Here is a 23674-nt window from a genome sequence, read left to right on the forward strand (position 1 = left end):
GTCGCATATAACACCTAGATAACTTGTTCGAACAAATGGATTTTCCTTATCCCCCGCACAAATGGGTTGAAACAAGATCTTGATTTAAGTGAGAGAAAAGTGAAAAAAACACTTGGCTTGACTCCTGCCATACTATTGATTGGCTTACTCTTAGTCGCCTGGATATTCTTAACTGGTAACAGTTTTATCGGGTTCTTTGGTGTGCTTCTCTTTATCATCGGCTGCGCAGTTTTGTTTCGAGCGTACATGAATAAAGTAGACCCTGACTCGTCTGTGTTCATACGAAGTAAGGTTGAAGACATTCGAAATGAAGGAAGATGCGCCTTTCTTGCCGGAGAGGCAAAGGAGGCCAACCCGTACACTGGTATCGATGGAGAGCTGTGGGATGATGGCTATGATTCAGCTATTAAACAAAAAGAGCCGGCTAAGAAGGGATAACCCTATCACGCTGTCTTTCTTATACACAGCGAACAAAAAACATCCTAACTCTTAACGAGGTAGGATGTCAGCAAAGAAGGTTGCTCAGGAACATAGGGGGAGTGTGGAACCTTCAGAAACGTTAGCGACGAACTTCTTCAAACTCGCCTTCAATCGCGTCGGACTTACCCGTATTGAATTCATACTCTTCATGCATTTCTTGTTGCATTTGCTTCACGCGTTTTTCAATACGTTTACCAGTGATTAGGGCTGCGATGGTCAATGGAATCGCCATGATTAGGCTAAATACCAAAGTAAAAAAGCCAGTAATCAGTGCCAATGCAGTAACGATAATTCGATTCATAATCATGACCTCTCTTTCAATCTATGGGTTCATATTATTACGCTGAACATGAACGAAACATGAATATACCGTTCAATTTCACATCGATTTGTCTGAGGAATGTCAAAGTGTCTTAAAACGAAAAAACGCCTGAGGGTCATCAGGCGTATAAGCGGGGAAGTATATTAGTAATGCGCAAGGCGCTTATTATTTAAAACAAATGCTGGGGTGTTGCTCGTTACACAGTGTGGTTAACGTTGTGGAGCAAGGTTCACCTTATCGAGGGAATGTTTGGTAACGAACACCCATCATTTGTTCCATACAGTGTACGACTTGACAGCTGTAACCAAATTCGTTGTCGTACCAGATGTACAATACACAGCGTTTGTCTTGAGCGATGGTTGCTTGACCGTCGACCACACCTGCGTGGCGAGAGCCAACTAGGTCGCTTGATACGATTTCTGTCGAATCTGTGTAATCGATCTGCGCAGAAAGCTCAGAGTTTAATGCCATTTCACGTAGATATTCGTTTAGCGAATCACGGTCGACATCTTCACCTAAGTTTAGGTTTGCAACTGCCATTGATACGTTTGGAGTCGGTACACGAATTGCGTTGCCTGTAAGCTTACCTGCAAGTTCTGGTAGTGCTTTTGCTACCGCTTTTGCTGCGCCTGTTGACGTCAGAACCATGTTCAATGAAGCGCTGCGACCACGGCGATCGCCTGAGTGGAAGTTGTCGATTAGGTTTTGATCGTTAGTGTAAGAGTGAACGGTCTCAATGTGTCCAGAAAGCACGCCGTACTTGTCGTTAAGTGCTTTAAGAACCGGTGTGATGGCGTTAGTCGTACAGCTTGCTGCGGAGATGATGGTGTCATCTTCTTGAATCACAGATTCATTTACACCAAATACGACGTTCTTGATGTCACCTTTGCCTGGTGCAGTAAGCAGTACTTTCTCTGCACCGTTACACGCTACGTGTTGGCTAAGACCTTCGGTATCGCGCCAAACGCCCGTGTTATCAACAACTAGCGCATTGTTGATACCGTAAACTGAGTAGTCCACGTCGCTCGGGCTGTTTGCGTAAATAATTTGAATGTAGTTACCGTTCACGATCAGCGCCTTGCGCTCTTCATCAATCACGATACTACCGTTGAACTGTCCATGAACGGAGTCACGACGTAGCAAGCTTGCACGCTTCTCAAGATCACCCTTCTTACCGCCACGTACCACGATAGCACGCAGACGAAGCGGGTAACCAGGACCACTCTTTTCAATCAGCAGACGAGTAAGTAGACGACCAATTCGACCGAAACCGTAAAGAACCACATCACGAGCTGCTAGAGAAGAGTCGGCGTCACGAGCACCTTGAAGTGCAGTGTGTAAAAAGTCGCTAAGTGCGGCTGTGTCTTCGTGATCTTTCCAGTACATACCAGCAATCTGACCAACATCAACACGGCAAGACGAGATGCTCATTTCGCAAAGCGCTTGGATGATAGGCATGGTTTGTTCTAGAGAGAGAGGGCTTCCGGTGTAACGTCTTGCAATACGGTGAGTTTTGAGAATGTCGATGGTTGTTGCGTTGATAAGCGTTTTACCAAACAGAACCACTTCGATTCCTTTTTGACGATATAACTTACCAATAAGAGGGGAAATAGATTCAGCAATCGTTTGGCTAGTTTGCCAGTCTTGGAGATATTTCTCTGGACTCATTGTTGTTTTGGACCTTTCACGTTTTGGGGGGCTGACCTTACTTTTCGGCTAGTACCTCAACGGTAGAGCGTGAAGTGAGGGTGTTTGTAATTAAGTTGTAATAGTTATGTGTGCGGATTGTACGGGTGGAGGTCTTATTCTGCTAGGAAAAATAAATCCAGTGGAAAGTGTGGGGTAAGGTCTAATTCTTGGCTGATTAATGTGATTTTAGCGGTCTTTTATAGGTATTGACTTTTTCTATCTGCATGGCTTATTTCGCGACAATAATGGATCATTTCAAAGTGATGATATGTAACAAGGTGAACTATGCCTTGAATTATGTGATCTTTGTTGTCTTTACCACTTAAATGGTAAACAACTTTTGCCATTTTAGGAGATATGCCCAAGTCTCTCCTTACAATGAGTTAATTTAACGAAATCTGTTTAAAATTGATGCTGCAAAATTTTGCAAGCTATCACATTTTTGTTTCACATAACTTTGGGTTACATCAGGGCAATGAATAGTGATTTTGGCGTTTTGACCACTTTAGGCGAGTTAAATAGCAAATAAAACACTTCATACAAGTTCATATTTAATCTATGAAAGTAGTCTAGTATTAATTCGAGAGCCTTTTCTTAATACGGGCGAACGGATGATCAAACTTTCTATAAAACTACGTTTAGCTCTACTTGCACTGCTACCTGCGGTGGTGATTGCAGTATTTGCTGTTAATCAGTTCTTTATTAATTCTCAAAGAGTCGTACAACTCAATCAAACGGTTAGTAACATTCAAGGTTTAAAGCTCATTTCTGAAGCATCGCATTTTGTCTATGAGATGGAGAAAGAGCGTCACCAATATGGGGAAGAGCAGCCTTTACCGATTGAAGTGAAAGTGCAACGCGACAAAGCGCTTTCTATTTATGATCAGTTCACTCAAAACAGTCATACGATAGAGTACTCAGATGACTTAAAGCGCGCGATGCTTGACGTAATCTCTGGAGATATCAGTGACACGGTAGGATCGGGGGATTGGTCATTTCGTTTGTTGCAGGAAATGTCTGAAGCGTTAGTGCAGCACTATCACTTATTTGACAGTGATGAAGCGCACTGGATGCAAGATTTCATCGCCTACCTCGCGCAGCTATCGTATTGGACACAAAAAGAAGCCTGGTTAACGTATCGGTTAGTGTTACAACCTAATAGTGTGCCGAATCAGAATATGTTCTTTCAGGCGATAGAGCGTCAACAGCAAAGCTTAGAAGGCTTTATAAAGCTAGGTGCGTCAGACGAACAGGTCGAAAAGCTGCTCAGTTTATACACTTCTCCCCGTTATTTATCGAGCATCGAAGCCCGGGGGCGTTTGCTAGCAGGAGAGATGTCTCAATCGGATTATGTAGGCTACTTGAGAGACCTTGATCACCGTGTTCAGCGTTTGCATGTAATGACTGCGGGATTCACTCAGCAAGTCGAGCACGCGCTCCTCGTTCAAGTCAGTTCTCAAAAACAAAGTATCATGCTGATGACATCGGCGGTGATGGTTATCATTGTACTACTGTGTTGGCTGGGGTTTGGTACTTGGTATCGAGTGCACAGCAAATTGGACTCCATTATTCACTCTCTCAACACCTTGATTCATGAGCATGTGAAAGGGGAGAAGGTGGTGGTTGATGGCAATGATGAGTTCACAATCTTTGCGGAACAAGTTAATCGAATGATGGAAGAGCAAAACCGTCAAACAGAAGAGATTTTGCAAACCAAAGAATCGGCCATTTCTGCAAACCGAGCAAAATCCGTTTTTCTTGCCAGTATGTCTCACGAAATTCGCACGCCTCTAAACGGCATCATTGGAATGACTGAGATCTTGTCGCAAAGCGATCTATCGGATCATCAGAAAGAAGTCTTGAGTGACATTGATACGTCGTCGCACACACTACTTACTTTGCTCAACGACATTTTGGATTTATCTAAAATTGAATCGGGCCACTTGCAATTGTCTTTAATCGAGACTGATATTCGCGAAGTCGTTTATCAATCCGTGATTTTATTTCAATCCAAAGCAACCTCCAAGCGGCTGGAACTCAACATCAATTTAGACGAACGTATTCCTGCTCGGATCAAAGTTGACGACCATCGCATCAAACAGATCATCATGAACTTGGTCTCTAATGCAGTGAAGTTTACTGAGCAGGGCAGCATTAATATCGACGTTAATTACCAAGAATCTACCACACAAAAGAGCGTATTTTTGACCTTCCGAGTGTCCGATACTGGTGTGGGGATAGAGCAGGACAAACTGGACACCATCTTTGAGCCTTTCACCCAAGAAGACGAAGGCATTTCGCGTCAATTTGGCGGGACGGGATTAGGGCTGGCGATTTGTCGACAATTGGTCGCCATGATGGGTGGACAGCTAACTGCTTCGTCTTCCAAAGGAATAGGGACCAGTTTCGAGTTCTCAATTGAAGTGGAGGCGCTACCAAGCGTCGGTTGGCATTCCGAAACCATTCGCAGTGGTCTTCTTATTGGTGACAAATGCGCATATTCCGCACAAATTGTTAAAGAATGCCGCCTTGCCAGTATACAGCTCTCCGAGGTAGAAACTATTGACGCACTCGCTGAATCCTCATGGGACGCTGATGTCATCTTTTATTGTCATGATGGTAAAGCTGAGTTAACTCCGATAGTGGATGAACTGGAAAACCATGTTGATGTAAGCCGAGTGATCATTTGTCAGCATCACTTGGCAACCACGTATACCAACTCGGAACGCATTCACGCGGTACTGACATTGCCTTTTCTCGGTAATCGCTTTAGGCACGCCATTGATGAGCTTGCGCAGGTTGAGCAGAATGCTAAAAGTTACAATGTCACCAGCTCAGCAATGGTCCACAATATCAACCAGTCTCGTACACATCGTCGAATTTTGATTGCGGAAGATAATTTGATGAATCAAAAGATCGCCAGCTTCTTCTTAGATAAAGCGGGCTATGATTACTTGATTGCCAGTAATGGGCAAGAAGCCTTAGAAGCCATCACGAAAGGGGAACAGTTCGATGCCATTCTTATGGATTGCATGATGCCAGTTATGGATGGTTTGACCGCAACAAAAGAAATTCGCCGTTGGGAGAAAGAAGTTGGGAGTGGGAAGACCACCATTATTGCTTTGACAGCGAGTGTGCTTGAAGAAGACATTCAGAACTGCTTTGCCGCGGGGATGGATGCTTACTTACCGAAACCTTACAAATCGAATCAACTGTTTGAGTTGTTTAATGAACTAAAGCTTGCTTAAATCGTGTCTGCGAGCCGGACTCCTTACGGCTTCCAGAACGAGAAAGAAAAGGAAGTAATATGTTCAAACTTGCTGTGATCGGGACGAACTGGATCTCTCAACAATTTGTTGAAGCGGCGATTCAGACCAAAGAGTTTTGTCTTCACGCCGTCTACTCGCGTGATGTAGAGAAAGCACGTGAATTTGGCTCACCTTACAACGCAGAAGCTTATTACGATAACCTCGATGCTTTAGGGGCGGATGAAAGCGTTGATGCAGTATACATCGCGAGCCCAAACTCATTTCATGCGCCTCAGGCAGTGCAGATGCTCAAAGCGGGCAAGCACGTGATCTGTGAAAAGCCGATGGCATCAAATTATTCTCTTGCTCAAGCAATGTTTAAAACGGCTGAAGAAAATAATGTCGTGTTGTTTGAAGCCTTCATGTCACCATACACTCCGAATTTCAAAGTATTAAAAGACAGTCTACCGACGATCGCGCCTCTTCGTCATGCTACGATCAGTTACTGTCAGTACTCTTCTCGCTATCAGAAATATCTAAATGGTGAGAATCCAAACACTTTCAATCCTGAGTTTTCCAATGGCTCCATCATGGACATTGGTTACTACTGCGTTGGTTCTGCCGTTGAGTTGTTTGGCGAGCCTAATAGCGTACAAGCAAGTGCTCATGTTCTGCCTTCCGGCGTTGATGGTTGTGGCAGCGTGACGCTCGCTTACGATGGCTTTAATGTGAACTTGTTGCACTCGAAGGTGAGTGATTCACTTATCCCTAGCGAATTCCAAGGTGAACAAGGTAGTCTGCTGGTGGATATGATTGCCACAGGCCGTGGCGTTGAACGCATTTTGCGTGGTGAGGACAAAGAAGTACTCACGCTACCTCAAGAAGAGAACCACATGTTCTATGAAGCGCAGGCGTTTGCTAAGCAACTGAAACTTGGCTCGATTGACCCTCAAATGAAGCAGCGCTCATTGACGGTCGCGAAAGTGCTAACTGAGGTAAGAAGACAAACAGGCGTTGTATTCCCTGCGGATAAAGTCGCACTAAACTAGGCGCTTGCTTTTCTAAAGCTTTAAAACAGCATCATGCTAAATGGTTTAAAGAACAAAGCCCTCATCGTGAGGGCTTTGTTTTATGTGGCTCTCTTAAGCCGCAGCTTCAGCAGAAACGAGCTTATGAATGGTTTTACGGTATGTTAAATAAGCAGCGATACCTGCCATGAGGTTGCCTAGGCAAGCGCCAATAAGCAGCCCTTTAATGCCTCCCATTTGCGCGCCAACCCAAAGGCATGGAAGGAAGAACAAAAATAGTCGTAGTGCGGAGATGGTTAGTGCTGTGTACGACTTACCTAAAGCATTGCAGATCGATACCATCAACATACACACACCCAGCGAACCTAAGCTGATAGGCACAATCATCAAATGCATTTCAAGCACGCTGGTCACTTCAGCATCACTGGTCATAAGCAGAGCAAGTGGATCAGCAGCGACAAAGGTGATGATGGCGATTAGAAGCTGGAAGCCAAGAACAAATTTCACCGCGATAGAAATCAGCGATTGAATGTCAGCGTAGTTTTTCGCACCAAGTAATCGGCCCACCATTGGCGGCATAGACATGGTTAATGCTAATACCGAAACGATGGCAAAGAATTCGTAGCGAGATCCCAAAGCCCAAGAAGCGACGGCTGCGGTACCAAATCCCGCAAGTAGCTTAGTTGCCAACATCGAAGAAAGTGGTGGCAACAGTTGGCTGATCATCGCTGGCCCCATGATATTGCCGATGGATGTAACGCTCTTAACCACATTCAAATCGTGCCATTCGAAGCTAGCCCAATGATTCCTCTGAACGCGAGGAGCCACTACTAAAATACCGAAGCCAAAAGCAATCACTGTCGCAATAGCGGCACCGTTGATACCGAGATCGAAAGTGAAGATAAACAGTGGGTCGAGCACTAAGTTCACACCACTGGTGACCATCATCATGGTGCCAGGCAGCATGGTGTTGCCATTGGCTCGGCAGATACTGTAGTAGAAATACAGTACCGCACCTACCCATGAACTCAATAGCCACCAAGGCCAATAGCTATCGATGATGGGCATAACTGAATCTGGTGCGCTCAATAGAGAGAGGATAGGGTAGCGCAGCAGCCAAATAAGCAGGCCAAAGACGGCAACACCAACAGAGCCAATCATGAGCACTAGGCCTCCTAGCTGCTTAGCATAGCGAGCGTTGTTTGCGCCGAGTGCTTTTGAGATGACCGCTGTGGTCGCGATGCCTAAGCCAACTTGAATACCAATCACCACCATTTGAAGGGGAAGAGTGAAACCCTGTGCTGCAAGGGGAAGGACACCAAGTTGGCCAATGAACGCACTATCAACTAATTGGAAGCTCATTAATGACAGAACGCCAAACAGCATTGGCCAAGTCATCGTAAAGAGTTGTTTCGCTAACGTCGGTTGGGCATTAGAAGAAGTAGAAGACATACAAAATATGGGTGTTTTTGGAACGGAAATTGTGTTTATTGTACACACTGTACAACAAAGAGACAAAAAGAAACCCCGAGCAAGGCGTGCTTGCTCGGGGTTGAATATGGCAACTAAGTCGGCTTATTTTTTACCGCTAGTTTGCTTGTCTTCTTCTGTTAGCTCACGGATACGACGGCTGATGTCACGGCGTGCTTTAGAGATTTCTGCACTCTTGATGATGTGATCGTCAACGCGGTCTTCGTAGTCAGCTTTCATGTTTTTGATGATTGCAACGATCTCGTCGTGAGTCATTTCTGGCTTGATGTAGTCTAGTAGGTTTTCTAGTAGGTCTACACGTTTACGGTTGTCACGAACTTTTTTCTCGTTATCAAGCAGCTCACGTTTTAGTTTGTTTTTACGACGAGCTTGGTTCACGATTTCAAATACGCTACTCATGGTTCCCTTTCCTAATTTGTGAATATCTGACTCGATTAAAGCACAACATCTCGTGGCATAACAGTCTTTAGATCAAACGCGCGGCAGGGTTGAACATTTATCCACCAATTTTGATGTGGTATTAACAATCGCGCGTTAAAAGCGTGAATGTTGCTCACTTGAACGCAGGGACTCGTTGTCATGCTGGGGCCTTCGCTATATTATCGATAGCATTCAAGATAAAGATATGAAGCTCGAAATGAACTCTGGAACTATTGCGGAGCAAGTCGAAAACCAAGATGTCGAATCCCATGACGACTCTATGGCAACGAAGCTCAAAGCCGCATATGTGGCGGCGAGGACGCAACTCGAAATCACCGAAGTTGAACTGAACCGTTCAAAGATAATGATGATTGATGAGAATGGGAAGATGACCAAAGTGTCGATTCTCTCAGAGCATTAAGACCTAACCCGATTCGCAAAGGGTGTCAGGTCCATGCGCTATGCTTTAGCCTGATACCCAAATTCAAATGCAACAATAATAAGGAAATGCATTATGAAAGTTGAGCTAACGGCAATTGAAGCACGAGTAATTGGCTGCTTAATCGAAAAAGAAGTGACCACCCCCGACCAATATCCTCTCAGCCTTAACGCATTGACTAACGCATGCAACCAAAAGAGCAATCGTGAGCCAGTAATGTCGCTATCCGAAGCTGATGTACTGGACGCGGTTGATGCGTTGATCGAACGCCGTTTAGTGAGCGACGAAAGTGGCTTCAACAGTCGCGTGAGCAAGTACCAACATCGATTCTGCAATACCGAGTTTGGCGATCTAAAACTAACGGAACAAGAGAAAGGCATCGTATGCTGCATGCTGCTTCGTGGTGCACAAACGCCAGGTGAGATTCGCACTCGCACAAACCGTCTTGCAGCTTTCAACGATGTTAAAGAAGTTGAAAATGTACTTGAGCACCTTGCTAATGATGAAAAGGGCCCATTAGTCGTGAAGCTACCTCGCGAAGCCGGTAAGCGTGAATCTCGATACATGCATTTGTTCTGCGGTGAAGTGGATGTCAGTGAGCTTGCGGTAGCAACGACGGCACCTTCTTCTGCGGGCTCTGAACGTATTACACAGCTTGAGCAAGAAGTCGCAGAGTTACGTGAAGAGCTTGCCGCTTTGAAAGAGCAGGTTGAATCTTTGCTTTCATGAGTGATACTGCCGAGCAACGTTGGAGTGTTTATCTGATTCGTAACAACCGCAATGCTTTGTATTGCGGGGTAACGAATGACGTGGAAAGGCGTTTCAATCAGCACCAAAGTGGTAAAGGCGCGAAAGCACTAAAAGGAAAAGGGCCGCTTGTACTTGAGTGGTCCTGTGCTTTTGAAAACAAAAGCATGGCTATGAAAGTGGAATACTTCATCAAACAGTTAACTAAAACTAAAAAAGAGTTACTGGTGCAAGAAAGTGCAGCGATTCAAGTTGGTGAAGACCAATCACTCGTTTTTTACTCGCGTAAATGAGTTGGTGCACGCCAATTCGTTTATTGGGAAGGCTTAGGTGTAATAGTCATAAGTGCAATGTATTGCCAGCCGATATAGAGGTATCGGCAGTCAAAAAGTGCAAACTTGAGCGACTCGCTCCGTATTTTTTCCTCGAATGAATACCCAAAATGACAAAAAATAAACCGCCTTTAAATGGCGGTTTATTTTTGACGCGTGTGGGCGAATTATTAATAGTTGTGGGTATCATTTCGAGCGGTTGTACCACATAATACGTTGATGCCCGTTCGGCTTTGTATCAAGAAAATTTATATAGAAACGGGCAATTTATGGAAGATGAATTGATTAGGGTAAAGGATGACTCGGCTAGGCAAAAATAAGAGCAGATCCATGCTCGATAAAAACTAAAAGAGCAATAGATGAAGAAAGCGTTACTATTTTCCCTGATTTCTATGGTCGGTTTTTCTCCAGCGTCTCAAGCAACACAAGTTTTGAATGGGTACTGGGGTTATCAAGAGTTTTTGGACGAATTTCCCGAGCAACGAAATCTCACCAATGCTTTATCAGAAGCAGTACGAGAACAGCCGGTCCCTCTGTCTAAACCGACAAAACGCCCGCTTAAAATATCAGTGGTTTACCCAGGGCAGCAAGTTTCAGATTACTGGGTAAGAAATATTGCAGCATTCGAAAAACGTTTGGATAAGTTGAATATTAACTACCAACTGAACCAAGTGTTTACTCGTCCAAATGCTGATATCAAGCAACAAAGCTTGTCATTAATGGAAGCGCTCAAGAGCAAATCGGATTACTTGATTTTCACGCTTGATACGACAAGACACCGTAAATTTGTTGAGCACGTTTTGGACTCAACGAACACCAAATTGATCTTGCAAAATATCACTACACCAGTCCGTGAGTGGGACAAACATCAACCGTTTTTATATGTCGGATTTGACCACGCAGAAGGCAGTCGTGAATTGGCAACAGAATTCGGAAAGTTCTTCCCAAAACACACATATTACAGTGTGCTCTACTTTTCTGAAGGTTATATTAGCGACGTGAGAGGTGATACTTTTATTCACCAAGTAAACCGTGATAATAACTTTGAGCTACAATCAGCGTATTACACGAAGGCAACCAAGCAATCCGGCTATGATGCTGCGAAAGCGAGTTTAGCAAAACATCCAGATGTTGATTTTATCTATGCATGTTCGACCGATGTGGCATTGGGTGCAGTAGACGCACTTGCCGAGTTGGGACGTGAAGACATTATGATCAATGGCTGGGGTGGAGGCTCTGCTGAGTTAGACGCTATCCAGAAGGGTGATTTAGACATCACCGTCATGCGTATGAATGATGATACTGGCATAGCCATGGCAGAAGCGATTAAGTGGGACTTGGAAGATAAACCAGTTCCGACCGTATACTCAGGTGACTTTGAAATCGTAACAAAGGCAGATTCACCGGAGAGAATCGAAGCGCTGAAAAAGCGCGCATTTAGATATTCAGATAATTGATGACAACAACGCGATCAAACATTAAAAAGCGTCGCTCGCTGGCGACGCTCATAACAAAGATCATCATTTTAGTTCTTGCCCCAATTATTCTGGGGATTTTCATTCAGAGCTATTACTTCTCCAAGCAAATCATTTGGCAAGAAGTAGACCGAACCAAACAGCAAACTTCTGCACTGATCCACAATATATTTGATAGCCACTTTGCGGCGATCCAAATACATCATGACAGTAATTCCAAGAGCGAAGTCATTCGTGATTTTTACGCTGATCGCGACACGGATGCGCTCAACTTTTTCTTCCTCAGTATCGACCAAAGCGATCCGTCGCACACACCAGAATTCCGTTTTCTAACGGATCACAAAGGCATCATTTGGGACGATGGAAATGCGCATTTCTACGGCGTAAACGACCTTATCCTTGATAGCCTTGCCAATCGGGTCAGTTTCAGTAACAACTGGTATTACATTAATGTCATGACCTCCATTGGTTCTAGACATATGCTCGTGCGCCGTGTGCCGATCCTAGACCCGTCAACAGGAGAGGTGCTTGGTTTCTCGTTTAATGCCGTCGTCTTAGACAACAACTTCGCTTTGATGGAAAAGCTCAAGAGTGAAAGTAACGTCGACAATGTGGTGCTGGTTGCTAATAGCGTGCCTTTAGCAAACTCTTTGATTGGTGATGAGCCTTATAACGTCGCTGATGTACTGCAGCGTAAAAGCTCAGACAAAAGACTCGATAAGCTGTTGGTAATAGAAACGCCAATTGTGGTAAATGCAGTGACTACCGAGCTTTGCTTGTTAACGGTACAAGACAATCAGAGTGTGGTGACATTACAAATCCAACATATTCTAGCCATGCTTGCATCGATCATCGGAATGATCATGATTGCCTTAATGAGTAGGGAATGGATTGAGAGTAAAGTTTCGGCGCAGTTAGAATCTTTGATGTCTTACACCCGCTCTGCTCGTGAGGAAAAAGGGTTTGAACGATTTGGCGGTTCGGATATTGAAGAGTTTGATCACATCGGTTCAACCCTTGAAAGTACATTCGAAGAGCTTGAAGCGCAGAAGAAGTCGTTCCGAGATCTGTTTAATTTTGCCTTATCACCCATCATGGTTTGGTCTGAAGAGAGTGTCCTGATTCAGATGAACCCTGCCGCGCGCAAAGAATTAGTGATCGAAGACGATCATGAAATCATGCATCCGGTCTTCCAAGGCTTTAAAGAGAAATTGACCCCACACCTTAAAATGGCGGCTCAAGGTGCGACGCTGACTGGGGTGAACGTACCTATTGGTAATAAGATCTACCGATGGAACTTGTCGCCAATTCGTGTTGATGGTGATATCAGTGGCATTATTGTGCAAGGCCAAGACATTACAACACTTATCGAAGCCGAGAAGCAGAGTAACATTGCGCGTAGAGAAGCAGAAAAATCGGCGCAAGCACGTGCAGACTTCCTTGCTAAAATGAGCCATGAAATTCGTACGCCAATCAACGGCATTTTAGGTGTCGCCCAATTATTGAAAGATTCTGTCGATACACAAGAGCAGAAGAATCAAATCGACGTCCTGTGCCACAGTGGCGAGCACTTGCTTGCAGTACTGAACGATATTCTCGATTTTTCAAAGATAGAGCAGGGCAAGTTTAATATTCAGAAGCACCCATTCTCTTTCACCGATACCATGCGTACATTGGAAAATATTTATCGTCCGATTTGCACAAATAAAGGGGTTGAGTTGGTCATCGAGAATGAGCTTGACCCGAATGTTGAAATTTTCACCGATCAAGTCCGCTTGAATCAGATTCTATTTAACTTAGTGAGCAATGCCGTCAAGTTCACGCCGACCGGCTCGATTCGATTACATGCGGAACTGGAACAATTCTATGGTGCGGAGAACAGCGTGCTAGTTGTGGAGCTGACTGATACTGGCATCGGCATTGAAAGCGACAAGCTCGACCAAATGTTCGAACCTTTTGTGCAAGAAGAGGCGACAACCACGCGCGAATATGGCGGTAGCGGCCTAGGTTTGACCATCGTTAAGAACCTAGTCGATATGTTAGAAGGTGATGTTCAGGTCCGCAGTAGCAAGGGAGTGGGAACAACATTTGTCATAACACTTCCAGTAAAAGATCGTGAGCGTGTCTTAAGGCCTCTGGAGGTCAGTCAACGTATCAAGCCGGAAGCTTTGTTTGATGAAAGTTTAAAAGTGCTGCTGGTGGAAGATAACCATACCAATGCGTTTATCCTTCAGGCTTTCTGCAAGAAGTATAAAATGCAGGTGGATTGGGCGAAAGATGGGCTGGAAGCGATGGAGCTCCTCTCTGATACCACTTACGATCTGATCCTCATGGATAATCAATTGCCTCACCTTGGTGGTATAGAGACAACGCACGAGATTCGCCAGAACTTGAGGCTTGGAACGCCAATTTACGCGTGTACAGCAGACACCGCGAAAGAAACCAGTGATGCGTTTATGGCGGCAGGTGCAAACTATGTCATGCTGAAGCCAATTAAAGAGAATGCGTTACATGAGGCGTTTGTCGATTTCAAACAACGTTTCTTGGTAGAAAGAACCTAACGGTTTAATGGCAGTGATAAGTTAGGGGCTGAAGTTAAATAATAAAAGTGAAGAAGGGAGCGTAATGCTCCCTTTTTATTTTGTGCAAACTCATGCCTATTAAGGCTTATTGCTAAATCGTGCTAGCCGAGAAGGAGTGCTCCAAGAGCTCGTTCTTGAGATCGTCGGTCATGTTGAGCGGTTCAGCGAACTTTACGCCGACAATCCAACCTTTTTGAAGCTTTTTGATATTGGCCACAGAGCAGCGGTTTTCCTCATCGATATGCCCGCTGAGGGGAGATTCGATGGTGATGATGTCACCAACGGCGAACTCTGGTTCAATCAATGTGGAAATGCCACAACCGGAGAGCGAGAAATCGACTAAGTTGCTTTCGTACCTATTGCTCATGTGATCGATAGTACATGCCAATTGCAATTTATATCGCTCATGCCCTCTTACTGGCTTCGTAGCAAAAGTGGCTGGAATCCTCACAAACAGCAGTGGGGAAGGGCGTAGCAAGTTCATTAATACACTGGTTTTAAACGCAACAACGTGCCCGAGGTCGGTATCGGACACACCGCGAATAACAACGTCCACATTGTTGAGCTTTCTTAGTGCTTGCTCTTCGAGTAAGCGGGTGGGTATATCGAGAATAATATACGCGTTTTCTTTTAACCCCAGATACGTTGCAGCATAAATGTACTTTTCTTCCGGACCAAACTCGAAGTTAATCGAGACTCGCATTCCTGTTTTTAGGAACTTATGCAGTTCATCATTAGTGTGAGTTGAAGGCATAACTTCTGACGTTTTAAATTCTTATCGCAGTAGGTTATCAAATCGCTGTTTTTGCTTTCAATAGGCGAGATGAAAAGTTATGCATTTTTGTTCTTATCTGTGAACAGGGGGCCGATAATTTTGGCTAGGATCTTGTTTCATCAAGACATTACTTGCGACGATACTGCCACAGGTGACAAGCAGCAACGCACACCAAGTGAGTGAATCAGGTTGTTCGTTAAAGACTGGAATCGCTAATAAAGTTGCCAACACGGGCGTTAAGGACCCAAATGCAGCACTGGCTTCCGCTCCTATCGTTCTAACAGCATAAAGAAAGGTGAAAGAGGCAATCAGACCAGCGCCAACCCCTTGCAGCATTAGGTGACCAACTAATTCATTCCAAGGCCATTGTTTGATAGGCGTTGTCGCAAGGTAGCTATCAAGCCAACCAAACCCCACGGCGATAACGAGCATGGCAAAAGAAATGACCGATACAAAACCTGCGCAAACATAGGCGTTTAAGTTCGCCACGCGCGCACTAATCGTAAAGATTGCCCACATCAGGCTGCCAACCAAAAATAAGCTGTGTCCCTTAAGTTGTAGCCAGTTGTATTCGGCCCCTAAGTTGGACAATAAAAACACCAGAATGCCAAGTAATACGGCTGATAAGCCAATAATGCGATGTTGACTCAATGGTTGCTGATAACACAAGACAGCGATAGCAGAGACAAATAGCGGTAACGTCCCTGGAATTAAAGCACTGCCATGAGAAACAGGTGCATAGTGCATCGCAGTACCTGCAATCAGAAGATAAGGCAGCCCACTGCCTACAATGATGCCGAGCAAATACTTACTTGGCACCGCGCGTATTTTGTTCATGGACTTGAGCACAAACGGCAGTAATACCACGGCAGGAATAAGAAAGCGTGCTAAAGCAATGTCTACCGGCTGAAGATCGGATATCGCGCCTCCGCGCAGAGAGAGAAAAAAACCTGACCAAAGAAAAAGCGTTGTAATGATTGCAGCGTATCCAAGTGCCATAAGGCAATCCGAGTGTTTGTAAATGATGTGTTAATTATTGAATGAAAGTGACGCTCAATGGTGGCAAAATATGACCGAATAAAACTTAAACTTAGTGAATTTCATCTTGGTATGGATAATATGTGGTGAAATTTGGCAAGGGAGGCGGAATGGATAAAATTGATCGACTGTTATTGGATTTGATACAGCAAGACGCGACGATGACAACCAGTGAGCTCGCGGATAAGGTGGGGCTTTCTGCTTCTCCCTGTGCGAGAAGGATCAAACGCCTCGAACAAGAAGGGGTGATCAGTGGCTATCGAGCGATGATTTCTCGGGAGCGAGCAGGAATTGCAATGACGGTGTTTGTCGAAGTTAGCCTCAATAATCATCAGGCAACATCGATTGATGACTTTGAGCAAGCGATCAGCGATATGGAAGAAGTCATTTCATGCCATGTTGTTTCCGGAGCGTATGACTATCTGCTAGAAGTTGTGAGCAAAGATCTCACGGGTTACGAAGCATTCACGCGCAAGTTGCAAAGGCTTGAAAACGTTAAAGACATCCATACTCATCTGGCCATCCGCCAAGTTAAAGGCAACGGTAACTTACCGGTTTACTCATAATTACGACGGTTTACAGATCACTCTTACGCTCAGGTAGCAAGGCATTATGAAATGGCTCGATAGATTACGCATCGCTCATTACCACCGAAAAAGACACAAGCAGTTCGGTGCCGACAAAGCTCGAACCTTGGGTTGGCAAGACACCTTTAGCCAAATCACGCGCTTTGAAGCTCTTTGTCGTGACTTGCATTTGGACGGAGCGAGCATTCTTGACGTTGGCTGTGGCTACGGAGATTTGCTGGCGTTCATTGAACAAGCAGGGCATCGACCGAGCGTTTATGTGGGTATCGATCAGCAGAGGCGGTTTATTGCTGATTCACGCAGACGTCTCTTCCAAACAGAAAATCAGTTTATGCGTGGTGACTTTTCTAAACTTCTCTTGCCTAGAGTAGACTATGTGGTTGCGTCAGGCTCGCTGAACTACCAATCAACGAACCCTAACCATACGGTCGAGATGATTGACAAAATGTATCATGCGGCAAATTTGGCTTGTGCTTTTAACTTGTTGGATGAGGCTAAATTGCCAAGTATGAGGATGTTGGAGTCCCACAACAAAGAGGGAATACTGCGTTATTGTAAGCTGTTGAGTGAGCGGAGTTATCTCATCGAGGGGTATTCCGACCATGATTTCACGGTGGTGATGCCTAAGCTGATCAAATAGCGCGCAATAAAAAACGGAGCCAGTTTCCTGTCTCCGTTTGAAATATTCTTTCAAGCCTTATTGGTATTTGTATTTTGAGATCTCACAGTTACCTGTGTGTCTATCAACCTTAAATGAGAACGCGGCTGAATGGTACTCCCTCCCATCGCTCCAAATTGTCTCTCCGAAGATTTTACATAGGTCCAAATCACTGATTGAACCGAACTCTTTAACGTGCCTAACTACTGACAAAAACTTGGCTTTGGTAGCATTAGGACAATCCCTGTTACTTAATCGATTGATAACCATTGGTTTAGTATCATCTCCAGCCAAATGTGACTTTATATTAAATTTTGTTAATGGGTAAATTACCCAAAAACTGGTCGCAAGTAAAGCGTTATTGTGACGTACCTCTCTATAAATTGACCTGTTTGCCTATTAATTGCTCAATTTCATTAACGGGAACAATCCCAATATGAATAGGGTTATTGAGGCACATTTTGAGCGTATTTCAACGCGCTGGCTTCTTTAGCGTACAGCTGTGCTAAACCCAAATATTGTGTTGCTAGTTGCGTATAGTCTTCAGCAAGCTGGGAGGCGTTGATTTGATACCACTCTGCGCTAATTTGATTCGCTTTTTCATCCGAAATCTCACACTTATCGGCGAGTTTTTCCCAGCCGTTGGCCATCCATGTCGATTCTTTGCTGAGTTTTGCTAATGTGTTGGCTTTGTCAGTGAGTTCTCTTTGGTACTGAATAGACGCTTCGAGTTGATTATGGAAAGCGCGTTGGTTAGTTTGCGCGCGCCATAAGAGCGTCAGCTCATGAGGTGAGAAGGTCTGTGAGAGTAACTGTCGTTGCTTGTGCTCGGTTAAGAGTGCATTGAATGTCTCAACATACTGATTGTAGTTGGACTCTAAACGGTTGAATTGGGTAAGATTGTCATTCCAAGATGCGTGATCACACTGAATGCTTGCGTAAGCAGGAAGTGGGAATAGTAGCAATATCCATTTGAACTTATTCATCATTCTCTTCACGTTGGTTAGTTGACGCATCTGTTATGCACCTTCTGTCATTATAGTTACTATGGCGATACTTATTGCTTGAGTGATGCTGTGTAAGGAACAAAAAGGAATAGAATATGAAGAAGGCCCTGATAGCACTGGTTATTCTGCTCTTATTTGGTGGGGCTGGAGCTGGGTATTACTTTTTCTTTATGCAGAAAGAAGAGCCCGTTGCTGAACAAAAGCAAGAACCAGAAAAGCCGAATGAGCCAGCAGAGAAGCCGAAACCAATCATGGACCTAGAGGCTCCTGCACCCGAGATCACGGAATACTACGTAATAGAGCGACGTATTGATGTTTATAACAAGCCTGAGCACCAAGCGTTAGTCGTTGACTCATTGTACAAAGGAGAGAAGGTCTCTGTACTGGAAAAGGTCGATGGCTGGTTCCGACTATCGGATTATATTGTGTATGAAGAGGGTGGGGAAGAAACAGCAGAATGGGTCGATTCAAAAGGGTTGTCTGATGCGGAACCTGTTATCAAAGAACATGAGCGTTTAGAAATTCTAGATGGTTACTTACAAAAATCAGACGATTTAAAAACGCACCTCGATATGTTTCGAAACAAAACCCAGCAGTTACTGGATGACGAGACATGTGACCCAAGTGATTTTGAAGAATTGGGCGGCTGGGTTCGCTCAGTGACATACAAGACGCGTAATGTGTACTTCATCTACTGTGGCGGGCTAGAGCAAGAAAACAAAATCTATTTGGATGTCGATAAAGGCGAAATATTTTACCGATGAATATCGCGTCAGTCCCTATGGCAATTGCTTTCCATGGTTGAAAACAGAGATTTATAACTTTTTAGTTGTTAAGTATAAGCAATAGGAATACTATCACCGAGCTGAGTTGAAGAACTCGGCTCGTTTTGTTTTAAGTGAGCTATCATGCCTTGGATTTACGTTAGAAAACTGCTTTTGTTGCTTCTTGCAATGGCTTTGTCGCCACTGCAGGCGTCGGCTGCACAAGCAGAACAGAAATCCTATTTGCCTCACTTCTCCAAGTTGCAGCCATTTACTGCAACCAGCTCTACATCAAGTTCACCGGTGGATTTTGCGGAATTCACAGAAGAAAGCACCCAGTCTCCAGTTTCTGAAAGCCATGCTTTCCAAGACTCTCTTGCTATCTTTAATTCTCAACGTTGGACATCGCACCTGCGTGAGAATATCGAAGACGAACACATTGACTTCATTGGCGATTTAAATGCGCCATTTTATGCTGATGCTGGCTACGCTTATAGCCTAATGGACATCAGTTGGCGTCAAAACCAATCTGTATTTAATCACTTCGTTAGCGACCATCGTCTTTCCGGCTGGAAAGAAACCAACGCCATGTATGTCGCGCTTAATAGTCAATTTTCTGCGTAGGCAACATCACTCTGCACATCTTGTGCGTTCTTAACACGATAACTCTTCAACAGGGCCACTAAAGCTCTGGGCATTCTGTACCTGTATATCGTTCAGGTAAGCGTTTTGTCGTGTCTTGAATTTAATTATTTAAAGCTTCACTGCTCAGTGAAGGGATGATGTTTACATGAAGAAAACACCAAAACCACAAAAGAACAGAAAAGTGCTGAATCATTACTCAGCATGGAAATACGTCGTACTTATTACGACCGTTATTATTTTAACCTTGAGCGCGATCCCAACCTGGTTTGGTGAGCAGCCTTCTATTCAGGTCACGTTTGCTGACCAAAGCAACAGTGCGATGTCAGTGGTCCAGCTAGACCAACTGTTGAAAACGCATCATATTCCTGCGTCTAAGATCATTGAGAAAGACGGAAAAACCACCATCGTTTTTGATGGCGAAGACGCGCAAAGTAAAGCACGCGCATTGCTTAACGAGCAGCTAGACAAAGACGACAGCATTACGTTCTCTTACGTTTCTGTTGCACCTGAATGGTTGAACGAAATGGGCTTTAGCCCGATCAAACTTGGTCTTGACCTTCGTGGCGGCGTGCAATTCCTACTAAACGTAGATGTGAACAAAGCGTTCGAGGAACAACGTGATGCATTGGTTGATGAGATCAAAGCAAATCTGCGTGAAGAGCGTATTCGCGGTGTTCAAGTTCGTGCAGAAGCGCACAACCACATCGCAGTAAACAGCGAGAACGAAGCCGGTCTTAAAGCGGCAAGCCAATTCATTCGTCAAAACTACCCTGGTTGGACAATGACTGGCTCAGATCGCGGTTTTGAGCTTCAACCAAGTGAACAGAACATCCAAGAATTCCAAACCACAACACTTCAACAAAACTTGAAGATCATGCGTGGTCGTATCGAAGAGCTGGGTATTACAGAAGCGTTGGTTCAACGCCAAGGCAAAGAGAGCATCCGTATTGAGCTTCCAGGTGTTCAAGATCCAGCACAAGCGAAAAATGTTATCGGTGCAACAGCAAGTCTTGCGTTCTATGAAGTAAAAGACGCAGGTCAAGCTCGTAGTAGCCAAGACCTTGTATTGAAAGACAACGACGGTCGTACTGTAATCCTGACTAAGCGCCCAGTACTAACGGGTGAGCACATCGTAAACGCACGTGCTGGCGTCGACAAAATGGGTATGTCAGAAGTAAACATCTCTCTAGACCACGCGGGTGGCAAGAAGATGAGTGACTTCTCTGCAACACACATCGGCAAACCAATGGCGACCGTGTACCGCGAGTACAAAACGGACGAACGTGGTATGACAGAGCGTAGTGAGCGCGTCATCAGTGTAGCAACTATCCAGTCTCAACTTGGTAGCCAATTCCGCATCACAGGTGCGGGTAGCATGGATGAAGCACAACAGCTTGCGCTGCTTCTGCGTGCGGGCTCTCTAACAGCGCCAGTGACGATCGTTGAAGAACGTACAATTGGTGCATCTCTAGGTGCAGAAAACATCCAAAACGGTTTTGCTGCTCTAGCACTAGGTATGGGTCTAACCCTGACATTTATGGCGCTTTGGTACCGTCGTCTTGGTTGGGTTGCGAACGTGGCTTTGTGTGCAAACATGCTTTGCTTGCTTGGTCTAATCGCACTGCTTCCTGGTGCCGTGCTAACGCTCCCTGGTATTGCTGGTTTGGTTCTGACTGTCGGTATGGCGGTGGATACCAACGTAATCATCTTCGAACGTATCAAAGACAAAATGCGTGAAGGCCGCAGCTTCGCTCAAGCGATCGACCTCGGCTTCGACAGTGCATTCGCAACTATCCTTGATGCCAACATCACCACCATGATCACTGCTGTGATTCTATACGCGATTGGTAACGGTCCAATCCAAGGCTTCGCGCTAACGCTAGGCTTGGGTCTGATGACCAGTATGTTTACAGGCGTATTCGCTTCTCGTGCAATGATCAATTTAATTTGGGGCCGCGATGGCCGTCGTGATGTGAGGGTTTAATCATGGTCGAAATGCTAAAACAAAATATCCGTAAGATTCGTTACTTCACGACTGCTGTATCGGCAGTTCTAACGATTATTGCTCTTGTTGCTCTGGGAATGAAAGGGCTTAACCTAGGTCTAGACTTCACTGGTGGTATGGTTACCGAAGTGAAAGTCGATAAACAATTGACTAACCATGATCTGCTTAACGCACTTCAACCAAAGCTTGGCGAATCAACATCAGTCACGCGTTCAGGTGAAGATGGCCGTTGGGTGATTCGTTACTCTGCACCTGCAGAAGGTCAAACACTACCGAGCGTAGCAGATGTGCTTAAACCAATCTCACACCAAGTTGATGTGGTAAGTAACAGCATCGTTGGTGCTCAAGTAGGTCAAGATCTGTTTGATCAAGGTGGTTTAGCGCTATTGATTTCAGTACTGACGATTCTTGGTTACTTGTGTTTCCGCTTTGAATGGCGTTTGGCAAGTGGTTCGCTGTTTGCTCTGGCACACGACGTTATCTTGGTTCTCGGCTTCTTTGCCATCACGCAAATGGAGTTTAACCTAACGGTGTTTGCGGCGATTCTGGCAATTCTTGGTTACTCGCTCAATGACTCGATCATCATCGCAGACCGTATTCGTGAACTGCTGGTGGCTAAGCAAAACTGGAAAACAGAGCAAATCAACGACGAAGCAGTACTGGCGACATTCTCACGTACTATGGTGACGTCAGGTACTACTCTGATCACCGTTGGCGCGCTGTGGATTATGGGCGGCTCAGCTTTGGCTGGCTTCTCGACTGCAATGTTTATCGGCGTACTGTCTGGTACGTGGTCATCTATCTCGATTGGTACGGTGCTCCCTGAATGGTTGAAGCTAGAACCAAAACACTACCTACCAGTAGAGATCGACACTGCACCATAATACTTGGTGTGTAAGGTAAAAGTGCTTGCGCCACTCAATTTGAGTGGCGCTTTTTTATCAAGAGAAACGAGAAACGAGATAGAAAACAGAAGAGGGAGGTTATTTCACTCGCATCAAGCGATGTTTGACTGCACCTAAATCAAACTCGATAACCTGAGACCGCTTCATTGATTCTACTTTGGTGAGCATGGAATCTTTGTAGCCTTTCTTTTTCATCCACTGTAACGGCTCAGAGAAGCTGTCCTCATTGACCACATAAGATTCTCCTTTGTTTTCACCAGCGTAGACATTTACTACCCATACTCGAGCATGGAAATCCAATACCTCACCGATGGCCTGTTTGATCTTATCTAAAATTTTCTTCATAACTCGGACTTTCTATCGAAAACGTTTTCCTTAACTCATCAACAGCCAAACACCCACACCCATCATCAAGGTGCCAGCAATACGGTTCATCAAGCGGACGTTTTTTGATTGCCCCAGTAAACGCTTCAAGCCTTTGCCACCTGTGGCGTAAAGCGACATACAAATGAACTCGAACATCAGAATAATCGAAACAAGTACGATCAGCTGAGGCGCAAGAGCGGCATTTTGATTGATAAAAGGCGGCAGAAGGGAAATCATAAACGCCCAACCTTTAGGGTTGGCGATTGCGGTGACAAAGCCCTGTAAAACCAAATCCCAGTTGCCACTGGTCGGAACATCAACATTCTCAACGTTGATGGCGAGTTTGCCTCGTGAGCGCCACATTTCGATGCCTAAATAGAGAAGGTAGCCACCACCAATCAATTTAAGGGCGGTGAATAACCAAGGATAATTCAGCATTATTGCAGCGATGCCCAATACCGCAGAGACAGACACCAGTGCCACGCCAACCAGTTCACCAGCCATCATCCATAGGGTTCGGCGATACCCAATACTCATTCCTAACGTGAGAGCAAGGGTCATACACATCCCTGGCGTGATCGAAACAAAGAAGAAGGTAGGGATGAACATGGTTAGCAAAGCGGTATTCATGAATATTGATGATTATGTAATTTAGGAGTTAGGGCTCAAAG

The 23674-nt window shown here is 44.9% G+C and carries 24 protein-coding genes; 14 read left to right on the forward strand and 10 right to left on the reverse strand.

Annotated features, from left to right (window positions below; all coding sequences use genetic code 11):
* Positions 1-99: 99 nt before the first annotated feature.
* Positions 100-438 (forward strand): hypothetical protein, encoded by a 339-nt coding sequence (locus GXP65_RS25175; protein WP_230624557.1) that lies wholly within the window; start codon positions 100-102, stop codon positions 436-438.
* A 121-nt stretch (positions 439-559) separates the two neighbouring features.
* Here GXP65_RS25175 and GXP65_RS02285 read toward each other — a convergent pair whose 3' ends face one another.
* Both GXP65_RS02285 and GXP65_RS02290 read right to left on the reverse strand, forming a co-directional pair.
* A complete protein-coding gene (locus tag GXP65_RS02285) occupies positions 560-781 on the reverse strand; it encodes a hypothetical protein (RefSeq protein WP_005442428.1) in 222 nt (73 codons plus the stop codon).
* Positions 782-1036: 255 nt separating this feature from the next.
* A complete protein-coding gene (locus tag GXP65_RS02290) occupies positions 1037-2470 on the reverse strand; it encodes a glyceraldehyde-3-phosphate dehydrogenase (RefSeq protein ID WP_162091885.1) in 1434 nt (477 codons plus the stop codon).
* Between the two features lie 632 nt (positions 2471-3102).
* Between GXP65_RS02290 and GXP65_RS02295 the strand changes: the two genes are divergently transcribed.
* Both GXP65_RS02295 and GXP65_RS02300 read left to right on the forward strand, forming a co-directional pair.
* On the forward strand, positions 3103-5739 hold the full coding sequence (locus GXP65_RS02295) for an ATP-binding protein (protein WP_162091886.1): 2637 nt from the start codon (positions 3103-3105) through the stop codon (positions 5737-5739).
* Between the two features lie 59 nt (positions 5740-5798).
* Positions 5799-6788 carry a Gfo/Idh/MocA family oxidoreductase gene (locus GXP65_RS02300; protein ID WP_162091887.1) on the forward strand — a complete coding sequence of 330 codons (990 nt, stop codon included), beginning with the start codon at positions 5799-5801 and terminating at the stop codon, positions 6786-6788.
* Positions 6789-6881: 93 nt separating this feature from the next.
* Here GXP65_RS02300 and GXP65_RS02305 read toward each other — a convergent pair whose 3' ends face one another.
* Both GXP65_RS02305 and GXP65_RS02310 read right to left on the reverse strand, forming a co-directional pair.
* Positions 6882-8219, reverse strand: a complete 1338-nt coding sequence (locus GXP65_RS02305) for an MATE family efflux transporter (RefSeq protein ID WP_005433405.1) — start codon at positions 8217-8219, stop codon at positions 6882-6884.
* 123 nt (positions 8220-8342) lie between these two features.
* Complete coding sequence (locus tag GXP65_RS02310; protein WP_005373603.1) at positions 8343-8657, reverse strand: DUF496 family protein; 315 nt, start codon at positions 8655-8657, stop codon at positions 8343-8345.
* 238 nt (positions 8658-8895) lie between these two features.
* Between GXP65_RS02310 and GXP65_RS02315 the strand changes: the two genes are divergently transcribed.
* The 5 genes from GXP65_RS02315 (at position 8896) to luxQ (ending at position 14232) form a co-directional block, all read left to right on the forward strand.
* A complete protein-coding gene (locus GXP65_RS02315) occupies positions 8896-9099 on the forward strand; it encodes a hypothetical protein (RefSeq protein WP_005433391.1) in 204 nt (67 codons plus the stop codon).
* A gap of 93 nt (positions 9100-9192) precedes the next feature.
* On the forward strand, positions 9193-9846 hold the full coding sequence (locus GXP65_RS02320; protein WP_005433425.1) for a YceH family protein: 654 nt from the start codon (positions 9193-9195) through the stop codon (positions 9844-9846).
* Positions 9843-10157 (forward strand): GIY-YIG nuclease family protein, encoded by a 315-nt coding sequence (locus tag GXP65_RS02325; protein ID WP_045457139.1) that lies wholly within the window; start codon positions 9843-9845, stop codon positions 10155-10157. The genes GXP65_RS02320 and GXP65_RS02325 overlap by 4 nt, the downstream gene beginning before the upstream one ends.
* A 398-nt stretch (positions 10158-10555) precedes the next feature.
* Positions 10556-11653, forward strand: a complete 1098-nt coding sequence (locus GXP65_RS02330) for an autoinducer 2-binding periplasmic protein LuxP (protein WP_038889042.1) — start codon at positions 10556-10558, stop codon at positions 11651-11653.
* Positions 11653-14232 (forward strand): quorum-sensing autoinducer 2 sensor kinase/phosphatase LuxQ, encoded by a 2580-nt coding sequence (gene luxQ / locus GXP65_RS02335; protein ID WP_005433394.1) that lies wholly within the window; start codon positions 11653-11655, stop codon positions 14230-14232. Before GXP65_RS02330 ends, luxQ begins: the two co-directional genes overlap by 1 nt.
* Before the next feature lie 112 nt (positions 14233-14344).
* Here luxQ and GXP65_RS02340 read toward each other — a convergent pair whose 3' ends face one another.
* On the reverse strand, positions 14345-15007 hold the full coding sequence (locus tag GXP65_RS02340) for a PilZ domain-containing protein (protein ID WP_045382063.1): 663 nt from the start codon (positions 15005-15007) through the stop codon (positions 14345-14347).
* A 93-nt stretch (positions 15008-15100) separates the two neighbouring features.
* Complete coding sequence (locus GXP65_RS02345) at positions 15101-16027, reverse strand: DMT family transporter (RefSeq protein WP_162091888.1); 927 nt, start codon at positions 16025-16027, stop codon at positions 15101-15103.
* Between the two features lie 149 nt (positions 16028-16176).
* Here GXP65_RS02345 and GXP65_RS02350 point away from each other — a divergent pair, with 149 nt between their 5' ends.
* Together GXP65_RS02350 and GXP65_RS02355 are read left to right on the forward strand one after the other, a co-directional pair.
* Entirely contained in the window at positions 16177-16632 is a 456-nt protein-coding gene (locus GXP65_RS02350; RefSeq protein ID WP_005532544.1) for an Lrp/AsnC family transcriptional regulator, read from the forward strand.
* A 46-nt stretch (positions 16633-16678) separates the two neighbouring features.
* Positions 16679-17293: a class I SAM-dependent methyltransferase gene (locus GXP65_RS02355; RefSeq protein WP_162091889.1), complete on the forward strand. Its 615-nt coding sequence runs from the start codon at positions 16679-16681 to the stop codon at positions 17291-17293.
* Positions 17294-17350: 57 nt separating this feature from the next.
* Here GXP65_RS02355 and GXP65_RS25460 read toward each other — a convergent pair whose 3' ends face one another.
* Together GXP65_RS25460 and GXP65_RS02360 are read right to left on the reverse strand one after the other, a co-directional pair.
* On the reverse strand, positions 17351-17581 hold the full coding sequence (locus GXP65_RS25460; RefSeq protein ID WP_077201883.1) for a hypothetical protein: 231 nt from the start codon (positions 17579-17581) through the stop codon (positions 17351-17353).
* Between the two features lie 176 nt (positions 17582-17757).
* Positions 17758-18327: an ATPase gene (locus GXP65_RS02360; RefSeq protein WP_224726992.1), complete on the reverse strand. Its 570-nt coding sequence runs from the start codon at positions 18325-18327 to the stop codon at positions 17758-17760.
* Positions 18328-18413: 86 nt separating this feature from the next.
* On the opposite strand from GXP65_RS02360, the gene GXP65_RS02365 reads away from it, so the two are divergent.
* The 4 genes from GXP65_RS02365 to secF all read left to right on the forward strand — a co-directional run bounded on the left by GXP65_RS02365 (position 18414) and on the right by secF (position 22616).
* Complete coding sequence (locus GXP65_RS02365) at positions 18414-19082, forward strand: SH3 domain-containing protein (protein WP_005433337.1); 669 nt, start codon at positions 18414-18416, stop codon at positions 19080-19082.
* 144 nt (positions 19083-19226) lie between these two features.
* Positions 19227-19706 carry a hypothetical protein gene (locus tag GXP65_RS02370; protein WP_038889036.1) on the forward strand — a complete coding sequence of 160 codons (480 nt, stop codon included), beginning with the start codon at positions 19227-19229 and terminating at the stop codon, positions 19704-19706.
* 166 nt (positions 19707-19872) lie between these two features.
* Positions 19873-21711 (forward strand): protein translocase subunit SecD, encoded by a 1839-nt coding sequence (secD, locus tag GXP65_RS02375; protein WP_012129038.1) that lies wholly within the window; start codon positions 19873-19875, stop codon positions 21709-21711.
* 2 nt (positions 21712-21713) lie between these two features.
* Positions 21714-22616, forward strand: coding sequence for a protein translocase subunit SecF (gene secF, locus GXP65_RS02380; protein ID WP_010644862.1), 903 nt, complete (start codon positions 21714-21716; stop codon positions 22614-22616).
* A 99-nt stretch (positions 22617-22715) separates the two neighbouring features.
* Here secF and GXP65_RS02385 read toward each other — a convergent pair whose 3' ends face one another.
* Together GXP65_RS02385 and GXP65_RS02390 are read right to left on the reverse strand one after the other, a co-directional pair.
* Positions 22716-22982 carry a hypothetical protein gene (locus GXP65_RS02385; RefSeq protein ID WP_162091890.1) on the reverse strand — a complete coding sequence of 89 codons (267 nt, stop codon included), beginning with the start codon at positions 22980-22982 and terminating at the stop codon, positions 22716-22718.
* Between the two features lie 30 nt (positions 22983-23012).
* On the reverse strand, positions 23013-23633 hold the full coding sequence (locus GXP65_RS02390) for a LysE family translocator (RefSeq protein ID WP_038889034.1): 621 nt from the start codon (positions 23631-23633) through the stop codon (positions 23013-23015).
* Positions 23634-23674 lie beyond the last annotated feature (41 nt).

Source organism: Vibrio sp. LB10LO1, assembly GCF_010092875.1.
Classification (GTDB): domain Bacteria; phylum Pseudomonadota; class Gammaproteobacteria; order Enterobacterales; family Vibrionaceae; genus Vibrio; species Vibrio campbellii.

Coding starts and splice junctions, on each gene's coding strand:
- GXP65_RS02325 (WP_045457139.1), top strand. CDS start 9,843: ATGAGTGATACTGCCGAGCAACGTTGGAGTGTTTATCTGATTCGTAAC.
- GXP65_RS02310 (WP_005373603.1), bottom strand. CDS start 8,657: ATGAGTAGCGTATTTGAAATCGTGAACCAAGCTCGTCGTAAAAACAAA.
- GXP65_RS02390 (WP_038889034.1), bottom strand. CDS start 23,633: ATGAATACCGCTTTGCTAACCATGTTCATCCCTACCTTCTTCTTTGTT.
- GXP65_RS02345 (WP_162091888.1), bottom strand. CDS start 16,027: ATGGCACTTGGATACGCTGCAATCATTACAACGCTTTTTCTTTGGTCA.
- GXP65_RS02365 (WP_005433337.1), top strand. CDS start 18,414: ATGAAGAAGGCCCTGATAGCACTGGTTATTCTGCTCTTATTTGGTGGG.
- GXP65_RS25460 (WP_077201883.1), bottom strand. CDS start 17,581: ATGGTTATCAATCGATTAAGTAACAGGGATTGTCCTAATGCTACCAAA.
- GXP65_RS02330 (WP_038889042.1), top strand. CDS start 10,556: ATGAAGAAAGCGTTACTATTTTCCCTGATTTCTATGGTCGGTTTTTCT.
- GXP65_RS02305 (WP_005433405.1), bottom strand. CDS start 8,219: ATGTCTTCTACTTCTTCTAATGCCCAACCGACGTTAGCGAAACAACTC.
- GXP65_RS02355 (WP_162091889.1), top strand. CDS start 16,679: ATGAAATGGCTCGATAGATTACGCATCGCTCATTACCACCGAAAAAGA.
- GXP65_RS02285 (WP_005442428.1), bottom strand. CDS start 781: ATGAATCGAATTATCGTTACTGCATTGGCACTGATTACTGGCTTTTTT.
- GXP65_RS02315 (WP_005433391.1), top strand. CDS start 8,896: ATGAACTCTGGAACTATTGCGGAGCAAGTCGAAAACCAAGATGTCGAA.
- GXP65_RS02385 (WP_162091890.1), bottom strand. CDS start 22,982: ATGAAGAAAATTTTAGATAAGATCAAACAGGCCATCGGTGAGGTATTG.
- GXP65_RS02320 (WP_005433425.1), top strand. CDS start 9,193: ATGAAAGTTGAGCTAACGGCAATTGAAGCACGAGTAATTGGCTGCTTA.
- GXP65_RS02300 (WP_162091887.1), top strand. CDS start 5,799: ATGTTCAAACTTGCTGTGATCGGGACGAACTGGATCTCTCAACAATTT.
- GXP65_RS02350 (WP_005532544.1), top strand. CDS start 16,177: ATGGATAAAATTGATCGACTGTTATTGGATTTGATACAGCAAGACGCG.
- GXP65_RS02290 (WP_162091885.1), bottom strand. CDS start 2,470: ATGAGTCCAGAGAAATATCTCCAAGACTGGCAAACTAGCCAAACGATT.
- GXP65_RS02340 (WP_045382063.1), bottom strand. CDS start 15,007: ATGCCTTCAACTCACACTAATGATGAACTGCATAAGTTCCTAAAAACA.
- secF (WP_010644862.1), top strand. CDS start 21,714: ATGGTCGAAATGCTAAAACAAAATATCCGTAAGATTCGTTACTTCACG.
- GXP65_RS02360 (WP_224726992.1), bottom strand. CDS start 18,327: ATGCGTCAACTAACCAACGTGAAGAGAATGATGAATAAGTTCAAATGG.
- secD (WP_012129038.1), top strand. CDS start 19,873: ATGAAGAAAACACCAAAACCACAAAAGAACAGAAAAGTGCTGAATCAT.
- GXP65_RS02295 (WP_162091886.1), top strand. CDS start 3,103: ATGATCAAACTTTCTATAAAACTACGTTTAGCTCTACTTGCACTGCTA.
- luxQ (WP_005433394.1), top strand. CDS start 11,653: ATGACAACAACGCGATCAAACATTAAAAAGCGTCGCTCGCTGGCGACG.
- GXP65_RS02370 (WP_038889036.1), top strand. CDS start 19,227: ATGCCTTGGATTTACGTTAGAAAACTGCTTTTGTTGCTTCTTGCAATG.